Here is a 21,534-nt window from a genome sequence, read left to right as displayed (position 1 = left end):
CGTCCTTGTTATGCATCAAATCCATTCTTGGTCTTCGGCGGAGACCGTAACATCAGTCTTGAGGTCGCCAGTATGCGCCGTGCTTCCAGGCTCAATCATCATAAAGTGTGTCCCTGGTTCCGCCAATGGACAATGCTCAACCCCCTTTGGCACAACGAACATTTCATTTGGACCTAAAGTAACATCTCCTTCATGCATCTGTATGGTGAGCTGCCCTTTAAAGACGATAAACAGTTCATCTTCGTTTTCGTGCTTGTGCCACACAAGCTCGCCGCTTCCCTTTGCAAGCTTTACAAGCTGGCCGTTAGTTTCGGCGATTATCTTAGGAGTCCACTCCTCGTGAAACAGACCAAATTTCTCGCCAATCGAAATTTTTTTCATGTATCTACTCCGAATGCATAACGCCTGCAGCATGCGCGCCCTTGGAATGTAGCCGAAGGTGCAATGGAAAGGGCGCCGCGTGCCTGCATTGGTTATGCAACATTTCCCGAAAGCACAGGATACTCTGCATTGGACACCACAGCAGAAAACTCGTGCTTGAATTCGTAGTCCCCAACGTAAGCCTGTGCGATCAAGCCTGCCCAGAAAATTTTGAATCTCAGTGTGTTACCAATTCGTTCAAATCTAATTCGGTGTTTCGCGACCGCATCATGCCCCAGTAGATATATATGAAACGCTAGATCATCGTAATTATCGATTGTTTCAAGGCTCGGGTCGACAAGTAGCTCAAGGCCGTCCAAAAACTCAGGCGTGCACTCTGCTTTTGAGCAAACTCTGAAACCGCCATGGTGCCAGTAGTTAGAAGACAAGATACATGAGTGGTAATTACTCCACACCGCTGGCGCCGTCCAGTCTGATGGATAACCTTCGTCTTCATCGTCTTCTATGTCCCGTTCCGCGTAGTAGTCAGCAGACTCCAGATGCATGTCAAACCATATGTCGCCGTCTATCTCTTTTGCCGACCATGCGAACCTTTTGATCGGGTGCCCCTCAGGCCAAGGGTTGTCTTTGAAGTAGATTCTGTTAGGTTCCATCTATAGTCTCTCTTGGTGCATAACGCCGCGTTCACCGCCTTGTCCAGTGCAGCGCTTGGTTAGCGCCAAGCCTTTTGCCCATGAAAATCGATGACCCCGGGCATAGCCCAGAATACTTTAACACCAATATTCAACGGCACCCTTTGCGTAACGAAGCAGAGAAAAAGGCCGTCCGCTGGAGGCCCGTCAGGGCCGGAGTGAACTAAAATGGATTGTTAAGCAGTAGCAATTATGACACTCTGACGAATTTCTCAAATTTCCTTCCATTCAAAAGGCACTCGCGCTCGACTGAGCGGACAGTTCGCCCAACGACTGAAAACATATGAATTACAAGATGTGCATATGAGATCCCCAACCAGCGGCTCTAAAAACTCGATACTGCCACATTCTTCCGTTTCCACAGCAAACATTCTCTGCACGCTAATTGGCACTCTTCTCTTTAGAAATCCTGGCACCTCAGATTGAACTTTATACTTTCCTGAGACCATATTGAGTTTCGCCTCACCAGAAACAATGAAAACATCATATGTATTAGTTTTTGCTTTCGCAATGTACCCCCCTGCGGTAGGTTTTTATAACGTTCTGTTGAATCATCAGCGCACCCTGCAGCCAATAAAAGAAATAATACAGAGATAAAGTCGTTACGGCGCTTGCGGCGGCTGACCTCATCCTGTTCCTTCAGCTGCTTCTTGGCGTCTGGCGGTACCTTCGGCTTGCTCATGGCAAATTCCCCTTCCCGGTATTCCTTGCGCCAGCGTGACAGCATGAAGGGGTGGATATCCAGTGCTTCGGCTACGCCTTTGACACCCCGGTGAGGCTGATGACTCCACTGAACTCCATTCAGATTGAATTCAACCGAGTACTTTGGGGTGTTCTTCCCCGTATTCATGGCCGGCATCGTCTACCTCCATAGCGGTTAGCGATGCGTGTCCACTGAAGTGGGGGAAGTTCCACTGTCGGCTCCACGCCCTGGTTAGGCTCTTCTTACACAGGCTTTTCACGATAAACACGGTTCAGTAAAAGTCATAGTAGAGCACCCACTCGCCAGTGCCCTCATGCTTCCAGAGCATCAGGCTTCCGTTGCCTACCACGTTAAGACCCACCTTCGAGTCGGACGAGAGCTGGAAGACAAACTCGAAGCCCTCGCCCGGATCAACGCCCGACTGACAAAATGATGGGTACCCACCAATCTTGTGCTCATACGTGTGGGAGATGATATCGTAATAGCTTTCAATCTCGCCGGCGCGCTCCAAACGTAGGACCTCCTCCTCCAACTCCGGCGGCACACCACCATCCCATAGCGGGAAATCCGCGCCGACCAACTCGGCCCTTAGCGGAAATGGCTTGAGAGATGGCACTGGAACGGGTTCTTCTCTGCGCTCCAGGCGCTCATGAGAACCGTACTCCCTTATGAGCCAGTTCCTGCCCATCTCCTCGAACTGCTCGGGAAAGGTCCTCGACATAAACAGCGTGAGGACGCGCGTATCGCTCAGGAGTGGGCTACAGAAGGGAAGGCCGGGCAGATAGAACTGTGCAAGAGGAAGCATTTTCTCGCCCGACTCATCAAGCGGAACAGCTTCATCTGGCCGATAGAGAAAGACCTTGCCGATCCAACTCTCGTCATCCAGGCCAGTCGGCCTGAAGCCCCCGTGATGAATTTGGTGGCCGGCTTCGCCAACCGGCGCTTGATCTCTGGTATGTCCATCGTCGTTCCGATGATGTTTCCCGACCTAACAGTAATTAGGTTCATTGTCGCATCGCAAACTGCAGCACCACCTGCGTGTTTTCCAAAATTACCCAGGCGATCAGTAGCGCGGCAAGACCGTATAATGTGACGGCGGCCAAACGTGCGCTTGGGAGGTGTTGGTTTACCATCTTCTGGACCGACCAAAACATTCGGTTTAGTTTTTCCTCTGGCGTATCCTCATTCTCCGGATTAAAGAGATTCGCGTCGCGACGAATCCTGTCCCAATCCAAATTCGCCGCCAGAGCATATTCATAGAGGTGCTGCACCCCTTTTCCGGCATCTTTGAACTCGGTAGGCGTGGCATGATCTCGGATGAATTGTGGACAGTACATGAAAAAGAACAGGTTACCAAGTACAAAACAAAGTGCACTGCCGTAGAAGAGATGCCAGGAAAACGGCAATGTCGTGACAAGCTCAAATGTATGACCAAGAATAGTTATCCTCACAAATTCTTCTATTCTGTGCAGACTCTTGGCAGCAACTGGCACGATAAACAGCCAAACGTACATGGTTTGAACCACCTTTAGCTGATGAACTTGCTTCAATCGGGACCAGCTTATCTCTTCGCGTAAAAAACGAAATCCTGGTTGGCGCATGAACCAGCTCTTCAAGTGTTGGGATGGGTTTCTCATTCGTTTCAGCATGATTAAACCTAACGCCCGCTTAATAGGCGCGAGTTTGCGAGCGTCCTAATTGACGCGATTTTTATCCGTAAGATGCTGGCAATCGCTATTGATCCAGGGGTATTCGCGGCGTTGCATCGTTGACCCCATCCGTGATAGACACTGAGTTAGCTGCTTCGATTGCCTTACCATTTCACTAGTATTTATTGAAGAGCCCGAGATAGCGATGATTTTCACAAGCTCGGCGGTTTGCGTGTCAGTTAATCCACCATTTGCAGAAATCTGGCATAAATAAAACATACCTAAATCCAGAAACGTTGTTCGCTCCGTTGACGTTGTCAATAGAGTCGCCGTTTGTTTTAAGGACGCAGCTACATTTGCAAGGTCAGCACTGTCACCACCTTTTGCTGCATCTTGAGAAGCTTCAGCTAATGCAAGCATAGCTTCTGAAACTTTTATAGTAGCCTTTGCATCGATAGTCGTGATAGCAAGGGCTCTCTGCATACATATTTGGCCCGTTTCGTAACCAACGGCTGCTGACATCTCTGCGTTTCATATCGAAAGACTTCCCCCGGAATTTTTTACAAATGCGACCGATGACCGCTTGCCCCACGCGGCGCATCCTGCAAGCGACAGAACTATTGCAAACATGAGTGTGATTTCAATTGTTTTTTTCATTGTAAGACCCGATTATTCTTCCTAAGAACAGACGGCTAACGCTTAATGTAAGCCGCGCGAGCTTGCGAGCGTCGGGCGAACGATGTGAGCGGACTTAATGTGATTGTTAAGTATTCTAGCACCGAATAAAATCAACTACAGATACTATTGCCATGATCACTGTTGACGCAGCTGCAGCGATTGCTGAACAGTTTACCCACCATTGCAGCTTCACCTTTTTCTCGGTTACGACAGGCTTTCCGTTCCAGTAAAGCTGACCATCGTCATCAATCCCGAATTCACCGCCTCTACCATTTTCAGCGGCAGCACCAAAAAGGATTTGAATATCTTTCTTCATGAATTCACCAATTACACTTAACGCCCGGCTCAAGCGCCGGTTTCGAGCCGCGAAGCGGCGGAAAATCGGTCACTGCGCAGCCGATTGTTAAGCTTACCAATCATGCTTGTAGGCATGGTGCCAATCGACTTCTTCCTGCATCGTCTTGTTGAAGCGGATCATGGCGGTACACCACTCAGGAATATTCAAATCTACCTGCCAGCCTTTACCTCTACTTTCACCGAAGAGCTCGTAGACACCGCTCCAATACTCTACCTCAGGCTTATTCTGGGAGTTCATCCAGTGCATTCTTGCTTCTGTCGCATGAACGATTTTGTTGCAGGACTCACGTAAACTGAGGGGCGTAGATAGTCCAGAGATAGATCCTATGACCAATCCATGTCTTGCCTCTCTGTCGAAAGCCTTTACATCAAGCTCATCATCGTCATGTTTCGCAAAGTCTTGAACCATTCTCAGCTTAATTGCTGACTCTATGATTTTGTTGCCTACGTAGCTTTTTAACAGCCCTTTGTATTCCCACCATTCGTAGTCGCCGTCATCACAATCCATATTGAGATCGAATTTTTCGCAAAACTCCCGGCTGCCATACGCAGTATGCTGAAGGACAAAAAGATCGTGCTCCAATCCATCAAAATCTATGAGGTGAGGCATATTTCCCTTCTGCTTAACGCTTTTGTTTAGCGGTGCCCTGACAAGAGCGTCCGGTGGAGGCCATAGACTGGAACAAACTACAACAGCTTGTTAGGTATCTATTCGGACACAGGTTGCTCTGAGTTCTTTTGGTACTCAGCGTAAATCTCATCTAAAACAGAATTCGAGATTTGGTTCCGCTTATCTTTTTCCTTGACAAACTTCATGATTTTCAACCACATATATAAGCCATGAGAATTGGCTATCCTCACAAGGGAATTCTTTATAGCCGTCTCACACTGATCGAGACCCACCTCATAAACTGAAAGCAAAAAGATGTATTTTTGCTCTTCTCTAGAGCTTCCTAACAGCTTTACATTTTTATGCTTAGTAATCAGCCGCATCAAACCTCGAAGTTTTACTGCCTCTAAAGGCTTGTACTGAGAATATTCATCTATCAGAGTATCTAGGGCGCTCAAACTGTCGCCTGAGGAAAGAAAATGCTTGCCGACGACATATTGCCGAAGCTTCTCATGGCTTTCCCAATCCTCTGATATATCTTTCAAAGGTTCTGTTATCGACTGCAACATTAGCAAGTCTTCATAAATGTAGATGATTCTGGTGAGCAATTTCGCAGTGACGCGCTTCCTCTCAAGGCGCCCTCTCCATCCAGCCGAAATTCCAGCTAACAACCACCCAAGCACAATTCCTACAATTGGCCAGATGTACTTAAAATCCATAAACATCTTCCTACCTAACGTTGCCAACACGCGCAGATTTGGAGTGTAGGCGGAGCCGCAACGGAAAAGCTGTCACTGTGATTGGCCTGGTTATGTGCTTTGCTCATCATATTCGATGAAATCCCAAGGAATTTCTCTTTTTTCCTTGGTGTCGTCTCGAAAGATTTTTAGGGAAATATCATCACCCTCAAGCACCTCAATACCTATTCCACCACTTTCGCCGCTAACGTCACTTTGAACTGCATAGTTGCCGACAAGTGGGAAGTCTTTATCAATCAAGATGAGGCATCGTTTGACACGTAACAGCGATTGGGCTGCACGTCCTGGTATTGGATGAAAACTCCTGCGCATTTCATATTATTATTTAGTGCGCCTTCCCCACCCAACCTATTGATTCCTATAACTCCAAAGCATAGCTCAGCTACCTATGCAGAATTCGCGTGCATGCGCGATTTGTCGAAACCAATATATCTTATGCATGCTTACTTATATAAAAATCACGTATAGTGGCACACACATGCCCTAAAACTCATTAATAAGATAAAGGCGACCATGCGCCTAAAGCCCGACTGCCCCGGCCCAGGAAGATCTATGGAGCGGAGGCATGTGCTGGGCAAAGGCTTTGCCGGGGTGCGTAGTCCGCTGGGCTGAGCCGTGATTTTCAGGGACGCTACCGCCCTGCTGGCAGAATGGATGACGATTCCCATCATCCCTAATGCGGCATCCCTGAGTACGTCTTGGTTACTTAGCCATCTTCTGCAGCTTTTTACCCACCGTAACCAAGCGAAACGTTGAGGGCAACGCCTAGGCGAGTCTTGTCCTCTCTCCTCTCATCCCCTATCCCGACCTCCTTGTCACGACTCTACGACGTTAGTCGCAACCCACCTGTCCAATCGGTCAAATAACGTCTAGGCTGTAGCCGTGCACAGCCTGACCAAACGGTCAGGCTTGTCGCTGCGGCACCCAACAACGCTTATTCGACAACGCCATCCAACAACAACGGACACAAGCTATGGAACCGACTTCCTCCTCCCTGGCCGAAAAGGCAAGCGGCCAGTCGCTGGGCCAAGGCAACTGGTTGGACGCCTACTTCGGCGTGAGCCGGCGCGGCTCGACCGTCAAGACGGAGATCCTGGCCGGTATCGCCACCTTCCTGGCTTCGATGTACATCATCGTGGTCAACCCGGCGATTCTCTCCCATGCCGGCATCCCCTTCTCGGCTGCGCTCTCCGCCACCGTGCTGATCAGTTTCATGAGCAGCCTGGCGATGGGCCTGTATGCCCGCAACCCGATTCTGGTGGCGCCGGGCATGGGCATGAACGCGCTGTTCACCTACACCCTGGTGCAGGGCGCCGGGCTTTCCTGGGAGGTGGCGCTGGGCTGTGTGTTCTGGTCCGGCGTGCTGTTCGCCACCCTGGCGATGTTCAACGTGCGCGAGGCGATCATCAATGCGATTCCGCCTTCGCTGCGCTATGCCATCACCTGCGGCATCGGCTTGTTCATCACCTTCATCGGCTTCAAGAACGCCGGCTTCATCGTCGGTAGCGATGCGACCCTGGTCACCCTGGGCAGCATGGACGCCTCGCTGATCACTTTCTTTATCGGCATGATGGCCACCGCCATCCTGGTGATCATGCGCTTCAACGGCGCGCTGATTCTGGGCATTGCGCTGACCACCCTGCTGGCCACGCCCATGGGGCGGCTGTGGGGCGGAGACGTGGTGGTGGAGTGGAGCGGTATCGCCGCCTGGCCGGACTTCAGCGCGGTGATGCAGGTGGATATCTGGGGCGCGCTCAAGGTCGCTTACCTGCCGTTCATCTTCGTCATGCTGTTCACCAACTTCTTCGACGCGCTGTCGTGCTTCATGGCGCTCTCCGAATCCGCCGATCTCAAGGACAAGGACGGCAATCCGCGTAACCTCAAGCGCTCCATGACCGTGGACGCCTTCGCCTCGATGATTGCCGCGCCGCTGGGCACCAGCGCCGCCCAAACCTTCATCGAGTCCGGCGCCGGCGTGGCCCAGGGCGGCCGTACCGGCCTGGTGGCGGTCACCATCGCCCTGCTGTTCCTGCCCTTCCTGTTTCTCTCGCCGCTGCTGTCGCTGGTGCCCGGTATCGCCACCGCGCCGGCCCTGGTGCTGGTCGGGTTGTTCATGCTGGCACCGGTGAGCAAGATCGACTGGTCGCAGTTCGAGCAGGCCTTCCCGGCTTTTCTGGCGATCATCCTGATGCCGCTGACCTACTCGATTACCCTGGGCATTGCCTTCGGTTTCCTGAGCTTCGTGTTAATCAAGCTGGCCACCGGCAAGCTCTACGACATCAAGCCGGCGATGTGGGTCTCCGCCGCGCTCAGCGTGGTGATGCTGGTCACCACCCACTGACCAAACGGGGCCGGCACAAGCCGGCCCCGTTACCCGTCTTATTGAACGGCTATCGAGGATCACATTCAGGGGCCTGAAGACAAGCGTTTGTTCGCCCGCAAGGGACGGAACGAAGCAAAGTTTGACCCACCTCAATAAGCACTCCATTCCGACCATTTCACTTGGTTGATACGGCTCAAGACGCATCCGTAACCTGATGTTGCATAACAGGCTAAAACCGTCTCTAGCTTGCAACCAAGGGGATTCGTCATGACACATCACGCTCTCGTCCGGCCGGCCCGTCTCGCCGCCGCAGTGTCGCTGAGCGCCGCTCTGGCGGCTACCGGTGCCACCGCCGACGACGGCCTCGGCAATTATCGCGACCGCTTCGAGCCGCTGCCCCACCTGCCGCCGATCCCGGCGGAAAATTCGCTCACCAGGGAGAAGGTCGAACTCGGCAACATGCTGTTCTTCGAGCCGCGCATCTCTTCGAGCGGCGTGATCAGTTGCGCCACCTGCCACAACCCGGCGCTAGGTTGGAGCGACCGGATTCCTCGCGCTACCGGCCACGATGGCCAGATCGGCGAACGCAACACGCCGACCGTGCTGAACTCCGGCTTCCTCGGTGCCCAGTTCTGGGATGGTCGCGAGCCCGATCTGGAAGGCCAGGCGCTCGGCCCGATCCAGGCCGACATCGAGATGGCCATGGCTCTCGACATGGCCCTGGAGCGCCTCGAGGGGTTCCCGCTCTATCAGGAGAAGTTCGCCGAGGCATTCCCGGAGGACGAGAGCCCGATCAACGCCAACAACCTGGCCATGGCCATCGCCAGCTTCGAGCGCACGCTGAACACGCCGAACTCACCGTTCGACCGTTATCTGCGCGGTGACCTGAATGCGCTGAATCAGCAGGAAAAGGATGGCATGGTGGCCTTCGTCGACAGCGGTTGCATTGCCTGCCACCGTGGCCCGGCGCTGACCGACAGCAATTTCTACGCCATCCAGGTGCCCGGCTCCACCGACGTTGGCCGGTACGAGGTCACCGGCGAAGAAGCCGACATGCACAAGTTCCGCACGCCCACCCTGCGCAACGTCGGCGTGACCTACCCGTACATGAACAACGGCGCTACCGAGACCCTCGAGGAGGCCGTGGCGATCATGGGTCGGGAGATGCTGAACCGGGAGTTCGAGGATGAGGTGATTGCCGATATCACCGCCTTCCTGCATACCCTGACCGGCGAGATGCCTGAGTTCCAAGTACCGGCACTGCCGTAACTGGGTATCGGCGCGGCCCACTCGCACCCGAATTCCCCCGGCCCAGGCCGGGGGAGCTCTTTTATGTTCAGCTCTTCATGTAACGTTCAGACGCTCTCGGCCAGCTGCCGATGCAGTTCCAGGCGACGCTTGTCACTCATAAAGGCGGATTCGATGGCGGTGCCGGCCAGTTGCACGAAGGTCTCCTTCGACCAGCCAAAGGCATCGTGACAGGCCATGAAGTTGTCGAGCATGCCGCCACCGAAATAGGCCGGGTCGTCCGAGTTGAGCGTCAGGCGCAATCCCGCCTCGAGCAGTAGGGGTAGCGGGTGCTCCTCGATGCGTTCCACGACTTTCAGGCGCACGTTGGAGAGCGGACACACGGTGAGCACGACGCCTTCGTCACGCAGCCGCTCGACCAGGGCCGGGTCCTCCAGGCAGCGCACCCCATGATCGATGCGACACACCTCGAGCAGATCGAGGGCCTCGCGGATGTACTCGGCAGGCCCTTCCTCCCCGGCATGGGCGACTCGCGGTATGCCCAGCATCTTGGCGCGCTGGAACACCTCGGTGAACTTGGAGGGCGGATGGCCGCGCTCGGCGCTGTCGAGCCCGACGGCATCGAGCATCTCCCAGTAGGGGGCGGCGCTGTCCAGCACCTTCATCGCCTCATCCGCGGGGCGATCGCGCAGGAAGGCCATGATCAGCGCGGTGGACATGCCCAGCTCGCGCTCGGCTTCGCGGCGAGCGAGGCTCAAACCCTCCATGACCGCTTCGAGCTCGACGCCGCGCGCCAGATGGGCCTGGGGGTCGAAGTGCATCTCCACGTGCACCACGCCCTCGGCGTGTGCGCGGCGGAAGTAGTCCATCGCCAGGTCGTGGAAGTCTTCGGCGCGCCTGAGCACGCTCATGCCCTGGTAATACACTTCGAGAAATGAGGAAAGGTCCTGGAAGTCGTAGGCGGCGCGTACTTCTTCGATCGACGCATAGGGCAGCTCGACTCCGTTGCGGCGCGCCAGAGCGAACATCAGCTCCGGCTCCAGGGAGCCCTCGATATGCAGATGGAGTTCGGCCTTGGGCAGCCGCTTCAGGAAATCGCGCATGGTGCACCTCATCGGCTTTATTTCCTTATCCTGATGGATACCCGGGTTTTGCGCAAACGGTCAATTCACCCTGCTCGAGGCGCCTGACCTCGGTGATGCCCGGCGGATCGAAAGCCCCGCCATCGAGCTGGTGCACCAGGTAGAGCACGCTGCGCCCGTGCAGCCACTCATCCAGCCGCTGCGATAGCCGGGACACTGTCGCGGCATCCAATCCGGCGAACGGCTCGTCGAGAATGACCAGCCCCGGATCGCGCAGGTGCAGCCGGGCCAGCGCCAGGCGCCGCGCCTGCCCTCCCGACAAGGCCCGCCCTCCTTCGCCCACTTGCGTTTGCAGGCCATGCGGCAGGCTTTTCGCCCACGCTTGTAGATCGACCCAGGCCAGGGCCTGCCAGAGCCGCTCATCGTCGGCTTCCGGCGCTGCCAACCGCAGGTTGGCCGCCAGGCTGTCCTGGAACAGGTCGATGCGCTGGCCGAGAATGGCCACGCGTTCGCGCAGCGAGCCCTCGTCGAGTCGATCGAGCGGCACCCCGGCCAGCTCGACCGCTCCCTGGCTGGGCGGCAGACGCCGGGTCAACAGGGCCGCCACGCTGCTCTTGCCCGCGCCGGAAACGCCGGTCAGGGCCAGCCTCCGCCCCGGAGCCAGCTCGAACGCCAGCCCGGCCAAGGCCGGCGCCAGCGCGTCGGGATAGTGCAGCCCAACGCCTTCGAAGCGTACCGACAGCGGGCCGGCCGGCAAGACACTATTTCCCGTGCCGTACCCGCCCCCACTCGACCGCTCTACCGCATTGAGCCGCTCGGCCGCCCCACGGCTGGCGCCCAGCCGGGTGAATGCCGCCGGCAGCGGAGCCAGTGCCTCGCCCAGGGCGAGCACCGCCAGCGGCAGCATGACCATCACCGGCCCGCTGATCGCCCCCTGCTGCCAGGCCGCCGCTCCCAGCCACAGCACGGCGACCAGGGCCAGCCCGATCGCCAGGTTGACCAGCGCGATGCCGAAGCCCGCCACGTTACCGATGCGGCGCAGGTCGCGATTCAGCGCCGCCTCGCGTCGGCTCAAGCCACTGCGATGCCAGCCCTGACTGCCGTAAGCCTCGAGTTCCGCCATCCCACCCAGATGCTCTATCGCCTGGCTGCGCAAGCGCTGCATGTGTCCCACCTGTCGCCGGCTCGCGGCCATGCCCAGCCACGCCTGGCCGAAGGTCAGCCAGGCCCAGGCGGGCAGCAGCAGCGCCAAGACCACCAACCCCGCCGCCGGAACCCACAGGGCCAGGAAAGCCGCTACCAGCAGGATTGCTGCCAGCGCCACCAGCGGCGGCGCCAGCAGGCGCAGGTAGAGGCTGTCGAGGGTATCGATATCGGCAGTCAGCCGGTTGAGCCAGTCGCTGGCCCGCTGGCGGGCCAGGGTGCGGTCGTCGAGCCGGGCCATGGCGGCAAAGAGGCGGCCGCGCAGGTCGGCCAGCAGGCGCAGCACGGTGTCGTGGTTGTAGAGGCGCTCGAGGTAGCGCGCCACGGTGCGGCCCACGGCGAAGAAGCGTATCCCGCCGCCCGGCACATAGACATCGAGACTTACCGCCAGACCGAGCGCCAGGGCCATGCCGGTGAGCGCGCTGGCGGTGATGAACCAGCCCGACAGTGCCAGCAGGCCGATCGCCGCGAATACCGTCGCCACCAACAGCGCCACGCCGATGGCAAGCCGCCGCCGGCGCTGTCCGAGCAGCCGCAGCCAGGGTGCGAACACTTTCAGCCAGGACTCGTTCATGCCTTCTCCTTGCCGGAAGCGGTGCCGGTACGATCGACCGGGCGCCCTTCGCATAGCTCGAGCCGCCGGCTCCCCATGGCCATCAAGGCGGGGTGATGGGTGGCGATGACCAGCGTCCTGCCCTCCCCGGCCAGGGTCGCCAGCGCTTCGATGACCCGCGCCTCGGTCGCCTCGTCGAGGCTGGCGGTCGGCTCGTCGAGCAGCACCAGCTCGGCATTCGAGAGGAATACCCGCGCCAGCGCCAGGCGCTGCGCCTGGCCTCCCGAGAGGCCCGAGCCGCGCTCGCCCAGCGGCGTGTCGATGCCCTGTGGCAGCGTCGCTACCAGTTCGCCCAGACCGGCACGCTCGAGGGCTCGATGCAGGTCGTCGTCATTGGCCTCGGGGGCTGCCAGGCGCAGGTTGTCGGCCAGGCTGCCGTGGATCAGCACGGGGCGCTGATCCATCCAGGCGATCCTCAACTCCCGCTGTGCCCGCCGCTGCCCCTCGTCGGGCGTCACGAAGCCCGCCAGCAGCTGCAGCAGCGCCGATTTACCGGCGCCGGAGGGGCCGGTAACGACCAGCGTCTCGCCGACTGCCAGCGCGAGGCTCAGCGGCCCCAGCACCCGACCGCGACCCGGATGGGAGAGCGAGACGTCTCGCAGCGCCACCAGGCCATCCATCGGCGGCACCTCTTCTCGCCCAGCGGCTGGATGGCGCACCGGCTCGTCCAGCAGCGCCAGCATGCCATCCGCGGCTCCCAGCGCTGCCGCGCGATCGTGGTAGTGCTGGGCCAGGGTACGCAGCGGCTGGAAGAACTCCGGCGCCAGCAGCAGCACCAGCAGGCCGCTGAATAGCGTCAGCTCCCCTGCTGGGCCGAACTCGATGTAGCCCAGCAGACCGAAGCCGACATAGATGGCGACCACGGCGATCGCCACCGAGGCGAAGAACTCGAGCACTGCCGACGAGAGAAAAGCCACGCGCAGGGTACGCATGCTCAAGCGCCGATAACGATCCGCCGCTGCATGTACCTCGGCGGTGGCTTCCGCCGTGCGATGAAACAGCTGCAGCGTGGCGATCCCTCGCACGCGGTCGAGAAAATGCCCCGAGAGCCGGCTGACGAGAGCGAACTGGTCGCGATTGAGGCGCTCCGCCCCATCCCCACCAGGGCCATGAACAGCGGTATCAAGGGCGCGGCGAGCAGCAGGAAGAGTGCCGCCAGCCAATCGAGCGACAGCACGACCAGTACGATGAGCAGCGGTATGACTGCGCACAGGCGAAGCTGGGGCAGAAAGCGCGCGAAGTAGCCATCCAGCGCCTCGACCTGCTCGACCAGCTGACTGGCCAGCGCTGCCGTATGGCGGGAGCCGGCACGCACCGGCCCCATTGCCGCCAGGTGATCGAGCAGCTCGGCGCGAACCGATTCGCGGATACGCAGGCTCGCTTCCTGGCCGGCCAGCTCCTGCCCCCACTGGCACATGGCCCTGAGCAGCAGCACGCCCACCAGCGCGATGAAGGCCCCGCTCAGCGTGACAAGAGCATCGCCGTCGACGAGCAGGCGGCTGACGATCCAGGCCAGCAGGGCCATCTGGACGATCGTCAGCGCCCCGGCGGCGATGCCGGCCAGGGCGGCCAGCCCCAGCCAGCCCCGTTGGCGAGCGGCATGCGCCGCCAGCCATCGGCGCGGCGACGCGCGTAAATCGTGGCTCATGGGCTCAGTGGTAACCCTCGCCCGGACGCACCTTGCCGCGGAACACCCAGTAGGACCAGAAGGTATAGCCCAGCACGAAAGGCAGCACGAACAGTACGCCGAGCAGCAGGAAGAGCTGCGATTCGGGGGCCGAGGCGGCGTCCCAGATGGTGTAGTTGGGCGGTACAAGCCAGGGCCACTTGCTCACCACCAGGCCCAGGTAGGTGAACAGGAACATGCCCAGCGTGGCCATGAACGGCAGTAGCTCGCGTCGCTGGCGCACCGCCCAATAGACGCCGAACATGCAGAGTAGCGTGAGGGCCGGCAGGATCCAGATCACCTGCAGGTGGCCGAACCAGCGCTCCCGCACGACTTCGTTCACCAGCGGCGTCCAGATGCTGATGATGCCAAAGATCACCAATACCGCCAGCAGCAGTGGCGTGGTGAGCTTGTAGGCCCAGGCCTGGATGTAGCCCTCCGACTTGAGGATCAGCCAGGTGGTGCCCAGCAGCGCGTAGCCGATCATGATGCCGATCCCGGTGAGCACCGTGAATGGCGTCAGCCAGTCGAAGGCGCCACCGACGAAGACGCCGTTCTGGGTTTCGAAACCCTGGATGTACGTTCCTACCACGGCGCCCTGGGCGAAAGCCGCCACCGCCGAGCCGCCGCTGAAGGCCAGGTTCCACAGCCTCCGCCCGCGGCGTTCGCGGCGCGACTTGAAGCGCAGCTCGAAGGCCACGCCACGGAACACCAGCCCCGCCACCATCAGGAACACGCCGATATAGAGCGCCGGCAGGAATACCGTGTAGACCAGTGGGAACGCGGCCAGGAAACCCGCTCCGCCCAGTACTAGCCAGGTCTCGTTGCCGTCCCACACCGGCGCCACCGTGTTCATCATCACGTCGCGGGCATCCTCGTCGGGAGCGAACGGGAAGAGGATGCCGAGCCCCAGGTCGAAGCCATCCATCAGCACGTACATCATGATGCCGAAGCCGATGATGAGCGCCCAGATCACAGATAGATCGAACATTTCCATGGCTCAGGCCTCCCCCTTGGCGGGATTGTCGTCGAATGGCGTGTGGGTGGCCGACCAGGGCCGCTTGGGCGTCTCGAAATCGTCGACCAGCAGCTCCTCTTCCTTCGGCTGCATGCCGTAGCGGATGACTCGGGTCAGGTAGTAGGTACCGGCATAGAAGATGATGCCGTAGACCGTGATGTAGCCGATCAAGGTAAACAGTGCCATGCCGCCGGTCAGCGAGGGCGTGACGCCCTCGGCGTGGGTCATGATGCCGTAGACCAGCCATGGCGCACGTCCCGATTCGGTAGTGATCCACCCCGCCAGCACGGCGATGAAGGGTGTGACCGACATCAGCCTCAGGGTCTGCAGATAGCGCCTGGCGTGGTAGAGCCTGCCGCCACGCCGCAGATAAAGGCCCAGCAGCGATACCGCGATCATCAGCAGGCCGAGGCCAACCATCACGCGAAACGACCAAAAGACGATGGCGACCGGCGGCTGCTCCTCGGGAGGCGCCTCGATAATGCCGGGAATCTCGCCGTGGAGTTCGTGGGTCAGGATCAGGCTGGCGGCATAGGGAATGCCGATCTCAAAGCGGTTCTGCTGTGCCGCCTGGTCGGGCCAGGCAAAGAGCAGGAAGGGAGCGCCTTCGCGGGTCTCCCAGTTGCCCTCCATGGCCGAGAGCTTGACCGGCTGATACTCGAAGGTGTTGAGCCCATGGAAGTCTCCCACCAGCGCCTGGGTCGGTGTCAGCACCAGCAGCATCCACAGGCACATCGACAGCGCCTTGCGGTTGGCCTCGACGTCGCGGCCGATCAGCAGGTACCAGGCGCTGACCCCGGCCACCACGAAGCCGCCGGTGATGAACGAGGCCATGGCCATGTGAGCGAAGCGATACGGGAACGAGGGGTTGAAGATCGCCTCCGTCCAGGAGGTGACACGGAAGACACCGTTGGTGAAATCGACACCGGCCGGGGTATGCATCCAGCTGTTCGCGGCCAGGATCCAGAAGGTCGAGATGAAGGTTCCCAGCGCCACCATGGCAGCGGCGAACAGATGCACCCCCTGCGGCACCCGCCCACGGCCGAACAGCAGCACGCCGAGGAAGGCGGCTTCGAGGAAGAAGGCCGTGACGACCTCATAGCTCAACAGCGGCCCGATGAAGTTGGCGCTTGCCTGGGAGAAGTTGCTCCAGTTGGTGCCGAACTGGAAGGACATCACGATGCCCGACACCACCCCCATGCCGAAGGCGACGGCAAATACCTTCGTCCAGAGATAGGCCAGGCGGTCCCAGGCCGGATTGCGCGTCTTGTAGAACAGCGCATGAAGCACGGTGATGTAGGACGCCAGGCCGATAGTGAAGACGGGAAAAATGGCGTGAAAGGAGACGACGAAGGCGAACTGCAATCGCGATAGCAATACGGGATCAAGCTCCATGACGTACCTCTTGGCTGCGAGAGAGTCAACGTCTCGAGGGATGCGAAAGCACACTGAGTGCCATTGTCGTGCCTCCGGCATGTCCCTCCTGGACATGTCGTGGCGCATTTCACCTCGACACAGCTAGAGCCTAGAACAGTGAGCCTTGCCGGGCGTCGTCGCTTACAAAAGCCTACGCGCCGAAACACTGTCCCAGGTCAATGCATTCCGTTACGTCTTGTGCTTGTATCCGCAAAGCCTACTAGAGCGCGGGCACTGAGTCCCCGCTTCTTGCTGTGTCGGGTTGTCGCAGCGCCCCCACTACAGCTCCCCCTAGAGTGCACCCGCACTGCTTACGACCAGGTGCACCATGAACGCGGTGTAGCCCACGAACAGCGTCAGCAGCATGGCGCCCTCGAGCCGATTGATGCGTCCCGGCCGGCCCTTCCAGCCAATCGCGAAGACCGTCATCAGCAGCGTCATGACGGTCATCAGGCTCCAGTCCCGCAGCAGCACCTCGCCCCCCACCGCAATGGGATGAATGACCGCCGCCAGCCCGACCACACCGAGCGTGTTGAACAGGTTGGAACCGACCACGTTGCCGACCACCAGGTCGTGCTCCCCCTGCGCAATGCGCTGAAGGAGGAGGCCAGCTCCGGCAGCGAAGTACCGACGGCGACGATGGTCAAGCCGATGATCAGGTCGCTGACGCCAAAGCCGATCGCGATCTCCACCGCCCCCATACCAGTATTCGGGAACTCAGCACCAGCAGGGCCAGCCCCACCAGGGTCCAGATCACCCCGGCCCGCAGCGACATGGGATGGGCCTGCAGGCTCTCCTCCGTTTCGGCGCCCAGGACATCGCTGCTGGAGCGGCGCGCCTGCCAGATACTGAAACCGATCATGGCCGCCAGCAACGTGAGTAGCAGGCTGCCTTCGAGCCGGCCGATCACCCCACCCCACATCAGCAGTGCCGACAAGAACGTCACCGCTACCAGGATCGGCAGCTCGCGACGGATCACGCTCGAATGCACCGCCAGCGGCGAAATGACCGCCATGAGCCCCAGGATCAAGCCGATATTGGCGATGTTAGAACCGTAACCGTTGCCCAATGCCAGGCCGGGATTGCCTTGTCCCGCCGCCAGGGATGAGACCATCAGCTCGGGGGCCGAAGTGCCGAAACCGATGACCAACATGCCCACCAGCAGCGGGGAAACCCCAAGCCGCCGGGACGTCGCCGCCGCACCGTCGACGAAACGCTCGGCACTCCAAACCAGCAGCACAAGACCTGCCGCCACGGCCATTAGGGGAAGCAACAATTTCATCTCCTCGGGAACATTCAGGGTCGAATGTTTGTATATGGTACGCGCGGCGTCAACGTGTCACACTTCAGTATGCCTTTCCAGGTCATACGTGCGGACAGGCACTCCTCGCATCGTTCAGTCGTCGGGTCGTCTCTCACGTGCTCAATCAGCCTCTTCGCTTCCTGCCCGCCCCAGGCGAACCCCAGGTGGACCACACGCCACCCGAGGCGCGCGTCTCGCGTCGTCGCCTGCGCGCCTGCCACGAGTGCGACTGGCTGGTGGCACTACCGCCGTTGCGCCCAGGGCAGCAGGCCGACTGCCCGCGCTGCGGACATACCCTGGTCACCCGGCATCACCGGCCGGCCCAACGCAGCATGGCGCTGGCCATGGCGGCCATGGTCGCACTGCTGCTGGCAATCTCCTTCCCCTTCGTCAGCTTTAGCGTCGGCGGCCTGGGCAACCGCATCGAACTGACCCAGACGGCCACCACGCTGATCGGCTTCGATCAGCCGCTGGTGGCCATTGCCGTGATCATGACGATTGCCGTGCTGCCCGGCCTCTACCTGCTGGGCGTCATGTGGCTGCAACTGGGCCTGCTGCAGGGTCAGCCGCTGCCGGCCAGCCGTGGCATTGCCCGCACGCTGGCCCATCTTAACCCGTGGATGATGGCCGACGTGTTCATCATTGGTGCGCTGGTGAGCCTGATCAAGGTAGCGGATCTGGCCCAGATCGAACTGGGGCTCTCCTTCTGGGCCTTCTGCGCCTTCGCCCTGTTGCTGTTGGCCACGACCCAGTCCATCGACTCGGACTGGATGTGGTTCTCTCTGGCCGGCGAACCACTGGCTCCCGAAGGCGCCCGCACTGGAGCGACAGCCGCCGGCCAGGGTCTGACCGGCTGCTCCACCTGCGGGCTGGTCAATCGCCTGGAGGCCGACGGGCGCGGATACTGCCGCCGCTGCGGCGAGCGGCTGCATGCACGCTTGCCGCACAGCCTGCAACGCACCTGGGCGCTGATCGCCGCCTCCGCGCTGATGTACATCCCGGCCAACGTCTACCCCATCATGACCACCACCAGTCTCGGGCATAGCGCCCCCTCGACCATCATCGGCGGCGTGGTGGAACTGATCCAGATGGGCTCGTGGCCGGTCGCCACGGTGATCTTCGTCGCCAGCGTGATCGTCCCGGTGGGCAAGCTGGTCGCCCTCTCCTGGCTCTGCCTGGTGGTCAGCCGCAGCAGCGAACTCAATGCCGTGCACCGCACCCGGCTCTACCGGCTGACCGAGTTCATCGGCCGCTGGTCGATGGTCGACGTCTTCGTGGTGGCCATCCTGGTGGCCCTGATCCGCGCCGGCTCGCTGATGTCGGTGACGCCCGGCCCTGCCGCGCTGGCCTTCGGCGCCGTGGTGGTGTTGACCATGCTGGCCGCCATGACCTTCGACCCAAGACTGATCTGGGACACACCGCTGCCGCGTGATCCCGACGCAACGCAAGGAACCCCTGGATGAGCGACACTCCTCGCGACAACGAGGCCAACCAAGACATGCATCGCGCCCGCGCCACGCCGCAGCGCCGCCTGTCGCCGATCTGGATCGTGCCCATCGTGGCGATGCTGATCGGGCTATGGCTGGTCTATGACAACTATCGCAGCCGCGGTCCGCTGATCACCCTGACCATGAGCAATGCGGAAGGCATCGAGGCCGGCAGCACGTTGATCAAGACCCGCAACGTCGAAGTGGGGCGCGTGGAGCGCGTGCAGCTCTCCGACGATCTGTCGCACACCGTGATCACTGCCCGCATGTCACCGGATACCGAAGCCATGCTCACCGAGGGCAGCCGTTTCTGGGTGGTCAAGCCACGCATCGGTCGCGAAGGCATCAGCGGCTTGGGCACCGTTCTCTCGGGTGCCTACATCCAGCTTCAGCCGGGCAGCGGCGACCCCGGCGTGCGCGAATTCGAGGTCAGCGACCAGCCGCCCATCGCCCCCGCCGATGCCGCCGGGCTGCGCATCAACCTGATCAGTCAGCTCGGTAACTCGCTGCGCCCTGGCGACCCCGTGACTTATCAGGGCTACACCGTGGGGCGTGTCGAGGAGGCTCACTTCGATGCCGATACCCGGCGCATGACCCAGCGCATCTTCATCGAGAGCCCCTACGACCGCCTGGTCACCGACAGCACGCGCTTCTGGTCGGCCAGCGGCATCGACCTGCGCCTCGATGCCGACGGCATTCGCATCAACGTGGAGTCGCTGGAGGCACTGCTCGGCGGTGGCGTCACCTTCGGCGTACCCGAGGATCTCCCCCGGGGGCGCCCGGTCGAGAACGACACCACCTTCAACCTCTACCCCGACGAAGAGAGCGCCCGCCAGGGCACCTTCAACCGTTATCTCGAATACGTGTTGCTGGTGGAAGACAGCGTACGCGGCCTCTCGCGCGGCGCCCCGGTGGAGTTCCGCGGCGTGCGCATCGGCACCGTAGCCTCCGTGCCCTGGCAGTTCACCGCCAGCCAGCCAGGCAATCGCGGCGGCTTTGCGATCCCGGTGTTGATCCGCATCGAACCGCAGCGCCTCGGCATCGAGAACCAGCAGGTCGACCTCGAGGAGTGGGATGAGCGCTTCAAGCGCCTGTTCGGCGTCGGCCTGCGCGCCTCGCTCAAGTCGGGCAACCTGCTCACCGGGGCGATGTTCGTCGACATCAACTTCTACCGTGACGAAGCGGACGATTATCTGGCGGAAACCTTCAGCGAGCGCACCGTGTTCCCCACCACCTCGACCGGGTTCGCCCAGATCGAGTCCCAGGTCACGGCGCTGCTTGAGAAGCTCAACGCGCTCGAGATCGAACCGCTGCTCGCCGGCCTGGAGCGCAACCTGACGGCTTCCGAAGCCATGCTCGGCGAAGTCCGCGAACTGAGTGCCTCGCTGCAGGGCATGCTCGACGACCCGGGCACACGCAACCTGCCGGCCAACCTCAACGCCTCGCTGGAAGCGCTACGCGAGACGCTGGAGGGATTGTCACCGGACTCCAGCGCCTACCGGGAGCTGACCGGCGCCGCCGAACGGCTGGAGCGCACCCTGCGCGACCTGCAGCCGGTGACGCGCACGCTCAACGAGAACCCGAGGGCGCTGCTGTTCGATAGCCTCGACGCCGAGGACCCGCTGCCCCGGGCACCGCGCGGCGATCGATGAGGCAGCCGCCCATGAAAAGCTATGCTGATGCAACTCGTGATAGGGAGTCATGCATGAAGTGGATGTCCTGGCCCGTCCTGCTGACGGCCTTGCTGCTGCTCACCGGCTGTGCGTCGCCAAGCGCCCCGGCCAATCGTTACATGCTGCCGGACACCGGCGTGGCCCTGCCGGCCACCAGCCCGGCCGCGGGGCACCTGCTGGTGGTGCAGTCGCCACGCCTGGCGCACTACCTGGACGTCGACGGTATCGTGCTGCAGCTCGACGACATTACGCTCAACGCCGCCCGCCAGCATCTCTGGGCCGAACCGCTGGGGCGCCAGCTGGAGCGTGGCCTGCGCGCACGCCTGGCCGAGCGGCTGCCGGATACCCGCGTGATGCGCGACGAGGCCAGCCTCGGGCGCAGCGAAGCACTGCGCCTGCGCATCGAGGTGGATCGCTTCCAGGGGCGCCATGACGGACTGGCCATTGCCAGCGGCCAGTGGCAGCTGCTGGCTCCCGACGGACGCCTGCTGGCCATGGAACGCTTCCATAGCGAAACAGAGCTCGACGACGACGGCTACCCTGCCCTGGTACGCGCCCTGGGCAGCAGCTGGGATCAGGTCGCCGCCGAGATCGCCGCCGGCATCCGGCAGGTGCGGTGAAGCACGGTCTTACTGCATGTTCGATATGGCTGTGTCATACTGGCGCCTCGCGGC

General features: G+C 60.4%; 21 protein-coding genes and 1 pseudogene. 5 read left to right on the top strand and 17 right to left on the bottom strand.

The features are described from left to right. Positions 1-15 precede the first annotated feature (15 nt). The 10 genes from EKK97_RS10960 to EKK97_RS10915 form a co-directional block, all read right to left on the bottom strand. Positions 16-381: a cupin domain-containing protein gene (locus tag EKK97_RS10960; protein WP_159551835.1), complete on the bottom strand. Its 366-nt coding sequence runs from the start codon at positions 379-381 to the stop codon at positions 16-18. Positions 382-473: 92 nt separating this feature from the next. Next, entirely contained in the window at positions 474-1,034 is a 561-nt protein-coding gene (locus tag EKK97_RS23780) for a hypothetical protein (protein ID WP_201297073.1), read from the bottom strand. A gap of 439 nt (positions 1,035-1,473) precedes the next feature. Beyond that, positions 1,474-1,932 (bottom strand): transposase, encoded by a 459-nt coding sequence (locus tag EKK97_RS24590; RefSeq protein ID WP_236551428.1) that lies wholly within the window; start codon positions 1,930-1,932, stop codon positions 1,474-1,476. Positions 1,933-2,047: 115 nt separating this feature from the next. Then, positions 2,048-2,581, bottom strand: a complete 534-nt coding sequence (locus tag EKK97_RS10945) for a YwqG family protein (protein ID WP_201297072.1) — start codon at positions 2,579-2,581, stop codon at positions 2,048-2,050. A 199-nt stretch (positions 2,582-2,780) separates the two neighbouring features. Beyond that, on the bottom strand, positions 2,781-3,377 hold the full coding sequence (locus EKK97_RS10940) for a hypothetical protein (protein ID WP_159551833.1): 597 nt from the start codon (positions 3,375-3,377) through the stop codon (positions 2,781-2,783). A 93-nt stretch (positions 3,378-3,470) separates the two neighbouring features. Further along, a complete protein-coding gene (locus EKK97_RS10935) occupies positions 3,471-3,947 on the bottom strand; it encodes a hypothetical protein (protein WP_159551831.1) in 477 nt (158 codons plus the stop codon). 250 nt (positions 3,948-4,197) lie between these two features. Continuing rightward, positions 4,198-4,419 (bottom strand): hypothetical protein, encoded by a 222-nt coding sequence (locus EKK97_RS10930; RefSeq protein WP_159551829.1) that lies wholly within the window; start codon positions 4,417-4,419, stop codon positions 4,198-4,200. 93 nt (positions 4,420-4,512) lie between these two features. After that, positions 4,513-5,070, bottom strand: a complete 558-nt coding sequence (locus EKK97_RS10925; protein ID WP_159551827.1) for a hypothetical protein — start codon at positions 5,068-5,070, stop codon at positions 4,513-4,515. A gap of 98 nt (positions 5,071-5,168) precedes the next feature. After that, a complete protein-coding gene (locus EKK97_RS10920) occupies positions 5,169-5,789 on the bottom strand; it encodes a hypothetical protein (RefSeq protein WP_159551825.1) in 621 nt (206 codons plus the stop codon). Between the two features lie 90 nt (positions 5,790-5,879). Beyond that, positions 5,880-6,068, bottom strand: a complete 189-nt coding sequence (locus EKK97_RS10915; RefSeq protein ID WP_159551823.1) for a hypothetical protein — start codon at positions 6,066-6,068, stop codon at positions 5,880-5,882. 733 nt (positions 6,069-6,801) lie between these two features. Between EKK97_RS10915 and EKK97_RS10910 the strand changes: the two genes are divergently transcribed. Next, positions 6,802-8,169, top strand: coding sequence for an NCS2 family permease (locus tag EKK97_RS10910; RefSeq protein WP_159551821.1), 1,368 nt, complete (start codon positions 6,802-6,804; stop codon positions 8,167-8,169). Between the two features lie 249 nt (positions 8,170-8,418). After that, positions 8,419-9,420: a cytochrome-c peroxidase gene (locus tag EKK97_RS10905; protein ID WP_159551819.1), complete on the top strand. Its 1,002-nt coding sequence runs from the start codon at positions 8,419-8,421 to the stop codon at positions 9,418-9,420. A gap of 86 nt (positions 9,421-9,506) precedes the next feature. On the opposite strand, the gene EKK97_RS10900 is transcribed toward EKK97_RS10905, so the two are convergent. The 7 genes and pseudogenes from EKK97_RS10900 to EKK97_RS10875 all read right to left on the bottom strand — a co-directional run bounded on the left by EKK97_RS10900 (position 9,507) and on the right by EKK97_RS10875 (position 17,673). After that, positions 9,507-10,502 (bottom strand): adenosine deaminase, encoded by a 996-nt coding sequence (locus tag EKK97_RS10900; RefSeq protein ID WP_159551817.1) that lies wholly within the window; start codon positions 10,500-10,502, stop codon positions 9,507-9,509. A 25-nt stretch (positions 10,503-10,527) separates the two neighbouring features. After that, positions 10,528-12,258 carry a thiol reductant ABC exporter subunit CydC gene (cydC, locus tag EKK97_RS10895; protein ID WP_159551815.1) on the bottom strand — a complete coding sequence of 577 codons (1,731 nt, stop codon included), beginning with the start codon at positions 12,256-12,258 and terminating at the stop codon, positions 10,528-10,530. Next, positions 12,255-13,322 (bottom strand): ABC transporter ATP-binding protein/permease, encoded by a 1,068-nt coding sequence (locus tag EKK97_RS25810; RefSeq protein ID WP_340162958.1) that lies wholly within the window; start codon positions 13,320-13,322, stop codon positions 12,255-12,257. The genes cydC and EKK97_RS25810 overlap by 4 nt, the downstream gene beginning before the upstream one ends. After that, the gene (locus EKK97_RS25805) at positions 13,232-13,945 is read right to left on the bottom strand and encodes an ABC transporter transmembrane domain-containing protein (RefSeq protein WP_340162957.1); all 714 of its coding nucleotides are present in this window, start codon (positions 13,943-13,945) and stop codon (positions 13,232-13,234) included. Before EKK97_RS25805 ends, EKK97_RS25810 begins: the two co-directional genes overlap by 91 nt. A 4-nt stretch (positions 13,946-13,949) precedes the next feature. Next, positions 13,950-14,960 (bottom strand): cytochrome d ubiquinol oxidase subunit II, encoded by a 1,011-nt coding sequence (gene cydB, locus EKK97_RS10885; RefSeq protein ID WP_159551813.1) that lies wholly within the window; start codon positions 14,958-14,960, stop codon positions 13,950-13,952. Between the two features lie 3 nt (positions 14,961-14,963). Next, positions 14,964-16,376 (bottom strand): cytochrome ubiquinol oxidase subunit I, encoded by a 1,413-nt coding sequence (locus EKK97_RS10880; protein WP_159551811.1) that lies wholly within the window; start codon positions 16,374-16,376, stop codon positions 14,964-14,966. Positions 16,377-16,688: 312 nt separating this feature from the next. Next, a pseudogene (locus EKK97_RS10875) lies at positions 16,689-17,673 on the bottom strand (calcium/sodium antiporter). A gap of 191 nt (positions 17,674-17,864) precedes the next feature. On the opposite strand from EKK97_RS10875, the gene EKK97_RS10870 reads away from it, so the two are divergent. Genes EKK97_RS10870 through EKK97_RS10860 form a run of 3 tightly spaced genes read left to right on the top strand, consistent with a single transcriptional unit; the run spans position 17,865 to position 21,480 of the window. Further along, on the top strand, positions 17,865-19,163 hold the full coding sequence (locus EKK97_RS10870; protein WP_234286298.1) for a paraquat-inducible protein A: 1,299 nt from the start codon (positions 17,865-17,867) through the stop codon (positions 19,161-19,163). Continuing rightward, positions 19,160-20,839, top strand: coding sequence for an intermembrane transport protein PqiB (gene pqiB, locus EKK97_RS10865; RefSeq protein ID WP_159551807.1), 1,680 nt, complete (start codon positions 19,160-19,162; stop codon positions 20,837-20,839). The genes EKK97_RS10870 and pqiB overlap by 4 nt, the downstream gene beginning before the upstream one ends. A 53-nt stretch (positions 20,840-20,892) precedes the next feature. Continuing rightward, the gene (locus EKK97_RS10860; RefSeq protein WP_159551805.1) at positions 20,893-21,480 is read left to right on the top strand and encodes a PqiC family protein; all 588 of its coding nucleotides are present in this window, start codon (positions 20,893-20,895) and stop codon (positions 21,478-21,480) included. Positions 21,481-21,534: the final 54 nt, after the last annotated feature.

It is taken from the genome of Billgrantia tianxiuensis (genome assembly GCF_009834345.1).
GTDB lineage: Bacteria > Pseudomonadota > Gammaproteobacteria > Pseudomonadales > Halomonadaceae > Halomonas > Halomonas tianxiuensis.
The sequence above is the reverse complement of the archived record's forward strand: the minus strand, read 5'-3'. Positions and strand labels throughout refer to the sequence as shown.

What these genes read in the sequence shown, in the direction of transcription:
- EKK97_RS10910 (WP_159551821.1), top strand. Translation starts at nt 6,802, where the DNA reads ATGGAACCGACTTCCTCCTCCCTGGCCGAAAAGGCAAGCGGCCAGTCG.
- EKK97_RS10945 (WP_201297072.1), bottom strand. Translation starts at nt 2,581, where the DNA reads ATGCTTCCTCTTGCACAGTTCTATCTGCCCGGCCTTCCCTTCTGTAGC.
- EKK97_RS10925 (WP_159551827.1), bottom strand. Translation starts at nt 5,070, where the DNA reads ATGCCTCACCTCATAGATTTTGATGGATTGGAGCACGATCTTTTTGTC.
- EKK97_RS10880 (WP_159551811.1), bottom strand. Translation starts at nt 16,376, where the DNA reads ATGGAGCTTGATCCCGTATTGCTATCGCGATTGCAGTTCGCCTTCGTC.
- EKK97_RS23780 (WP_201297073.1), bottom strand. Translation starts at nt 1,034, where the DNA reads ATGGAACCTAACAGAATCTACTTCAAAGACAACCCTTGGCCTGAGGGG.
- EKK97_RS10860 (WP_159551805.1), top strand. Translation starts at nt 20,893, where the DNA reads ATGAAGTGGATGTCCTGGCCCGTCCTGCTGACGGCCTTGCTGCTGCTC.
- pqiB (WP_159551807.1), top strand. Translation starts at nt 19,160, where the DNA reads ATGAGCGACACTCCTCGCGACAACGAGGCCAACCAAGACATGCATCGC.
- EKK97_RS10930 (WP_159551829.1), bottom strand. Translation starts at nt 4,419, where the DNA reads ATGAAGAAAGATATTCAAATCCTTTTTGGTGCTGCCGCTGAAAATGGT.
- EKK97_RS10905 (WP_159551819.1), top strand. Translation starts at nt 8,419, where the DNA reads ATGACACATCACGCTCTCGTCCGGCCGGCCCGTCTCGCCGCCGCAGTG.
- EKK97_RS10935 (WP_159551831.1), bottom strand. Translation starts at nt 3,947, where the DNA reads ATGTCAGCAGCCGTTGGTTACGAAACGGGCCAAATATGTATGCAGAGA.
- EKK97_RS24590 (WP_236551428.1), bottom strand. Translation starts at nt 1,932, where the DNA reads ATGCCGGCCATGAATACGGGGAAGAACACCCCAAAGTACTCGGTTGAA.
- EKK97_RS10920 (WP_159551825.1), bottom strand. Translation starts at nt 5,789, where the DNA reads ATGGATTTTAAGTACATCTGGCCAATTGTAGGAATTGTGCTTGGGTGG.
- cydC (WP_159551815.1), bottom strand. Translation starts at nt 12,258, where the DNA reads ATGAACGAGTCCTGGCTGAAAGTGTTCGCACCCTGGCTGCGGCTGCTC.
- cydB (WP_159551813.1), bottom strand. Translation starts at nt 14,960, where the DNA reads ATGGAAATGTTCGATCTATCTGTGATCTGGGCGCTCATCATCGGCTTC.
- EKK97_RS10960 (WP_159551835.1), bottom strand. Translation starts at nt 381, where the DNA reads ATGAAAAAAATTTCGATTGGCGAGAAATTTGGTCTGTTTCACGAGGAG.
- EKK97_RS10940 (WP_159551833.1), bottom strand. Translation starts at nt 3,377, where the DNA reads ATGCGCCAACCAGGATTTCGTTTTTTACGCGAAGAGATAAGCTGGTCC.
- EKK97_RS10900 (WP_159551817.1), bottom strand. Translation starts at nt 10,502, where the DNA reads ATGCGCGATTTCCTGAAGCGGCTGCCCAAGGCCGAACTCCATCTGCAT.
- EKK97_RS25805 (WP_340162957.1), bottom strand. Translation starts at nt 13,945, where the DNA reads ATGAGCCACGATTTACGCGCGTCGCCGCGCCGATGGCTGGCGGCGCAT.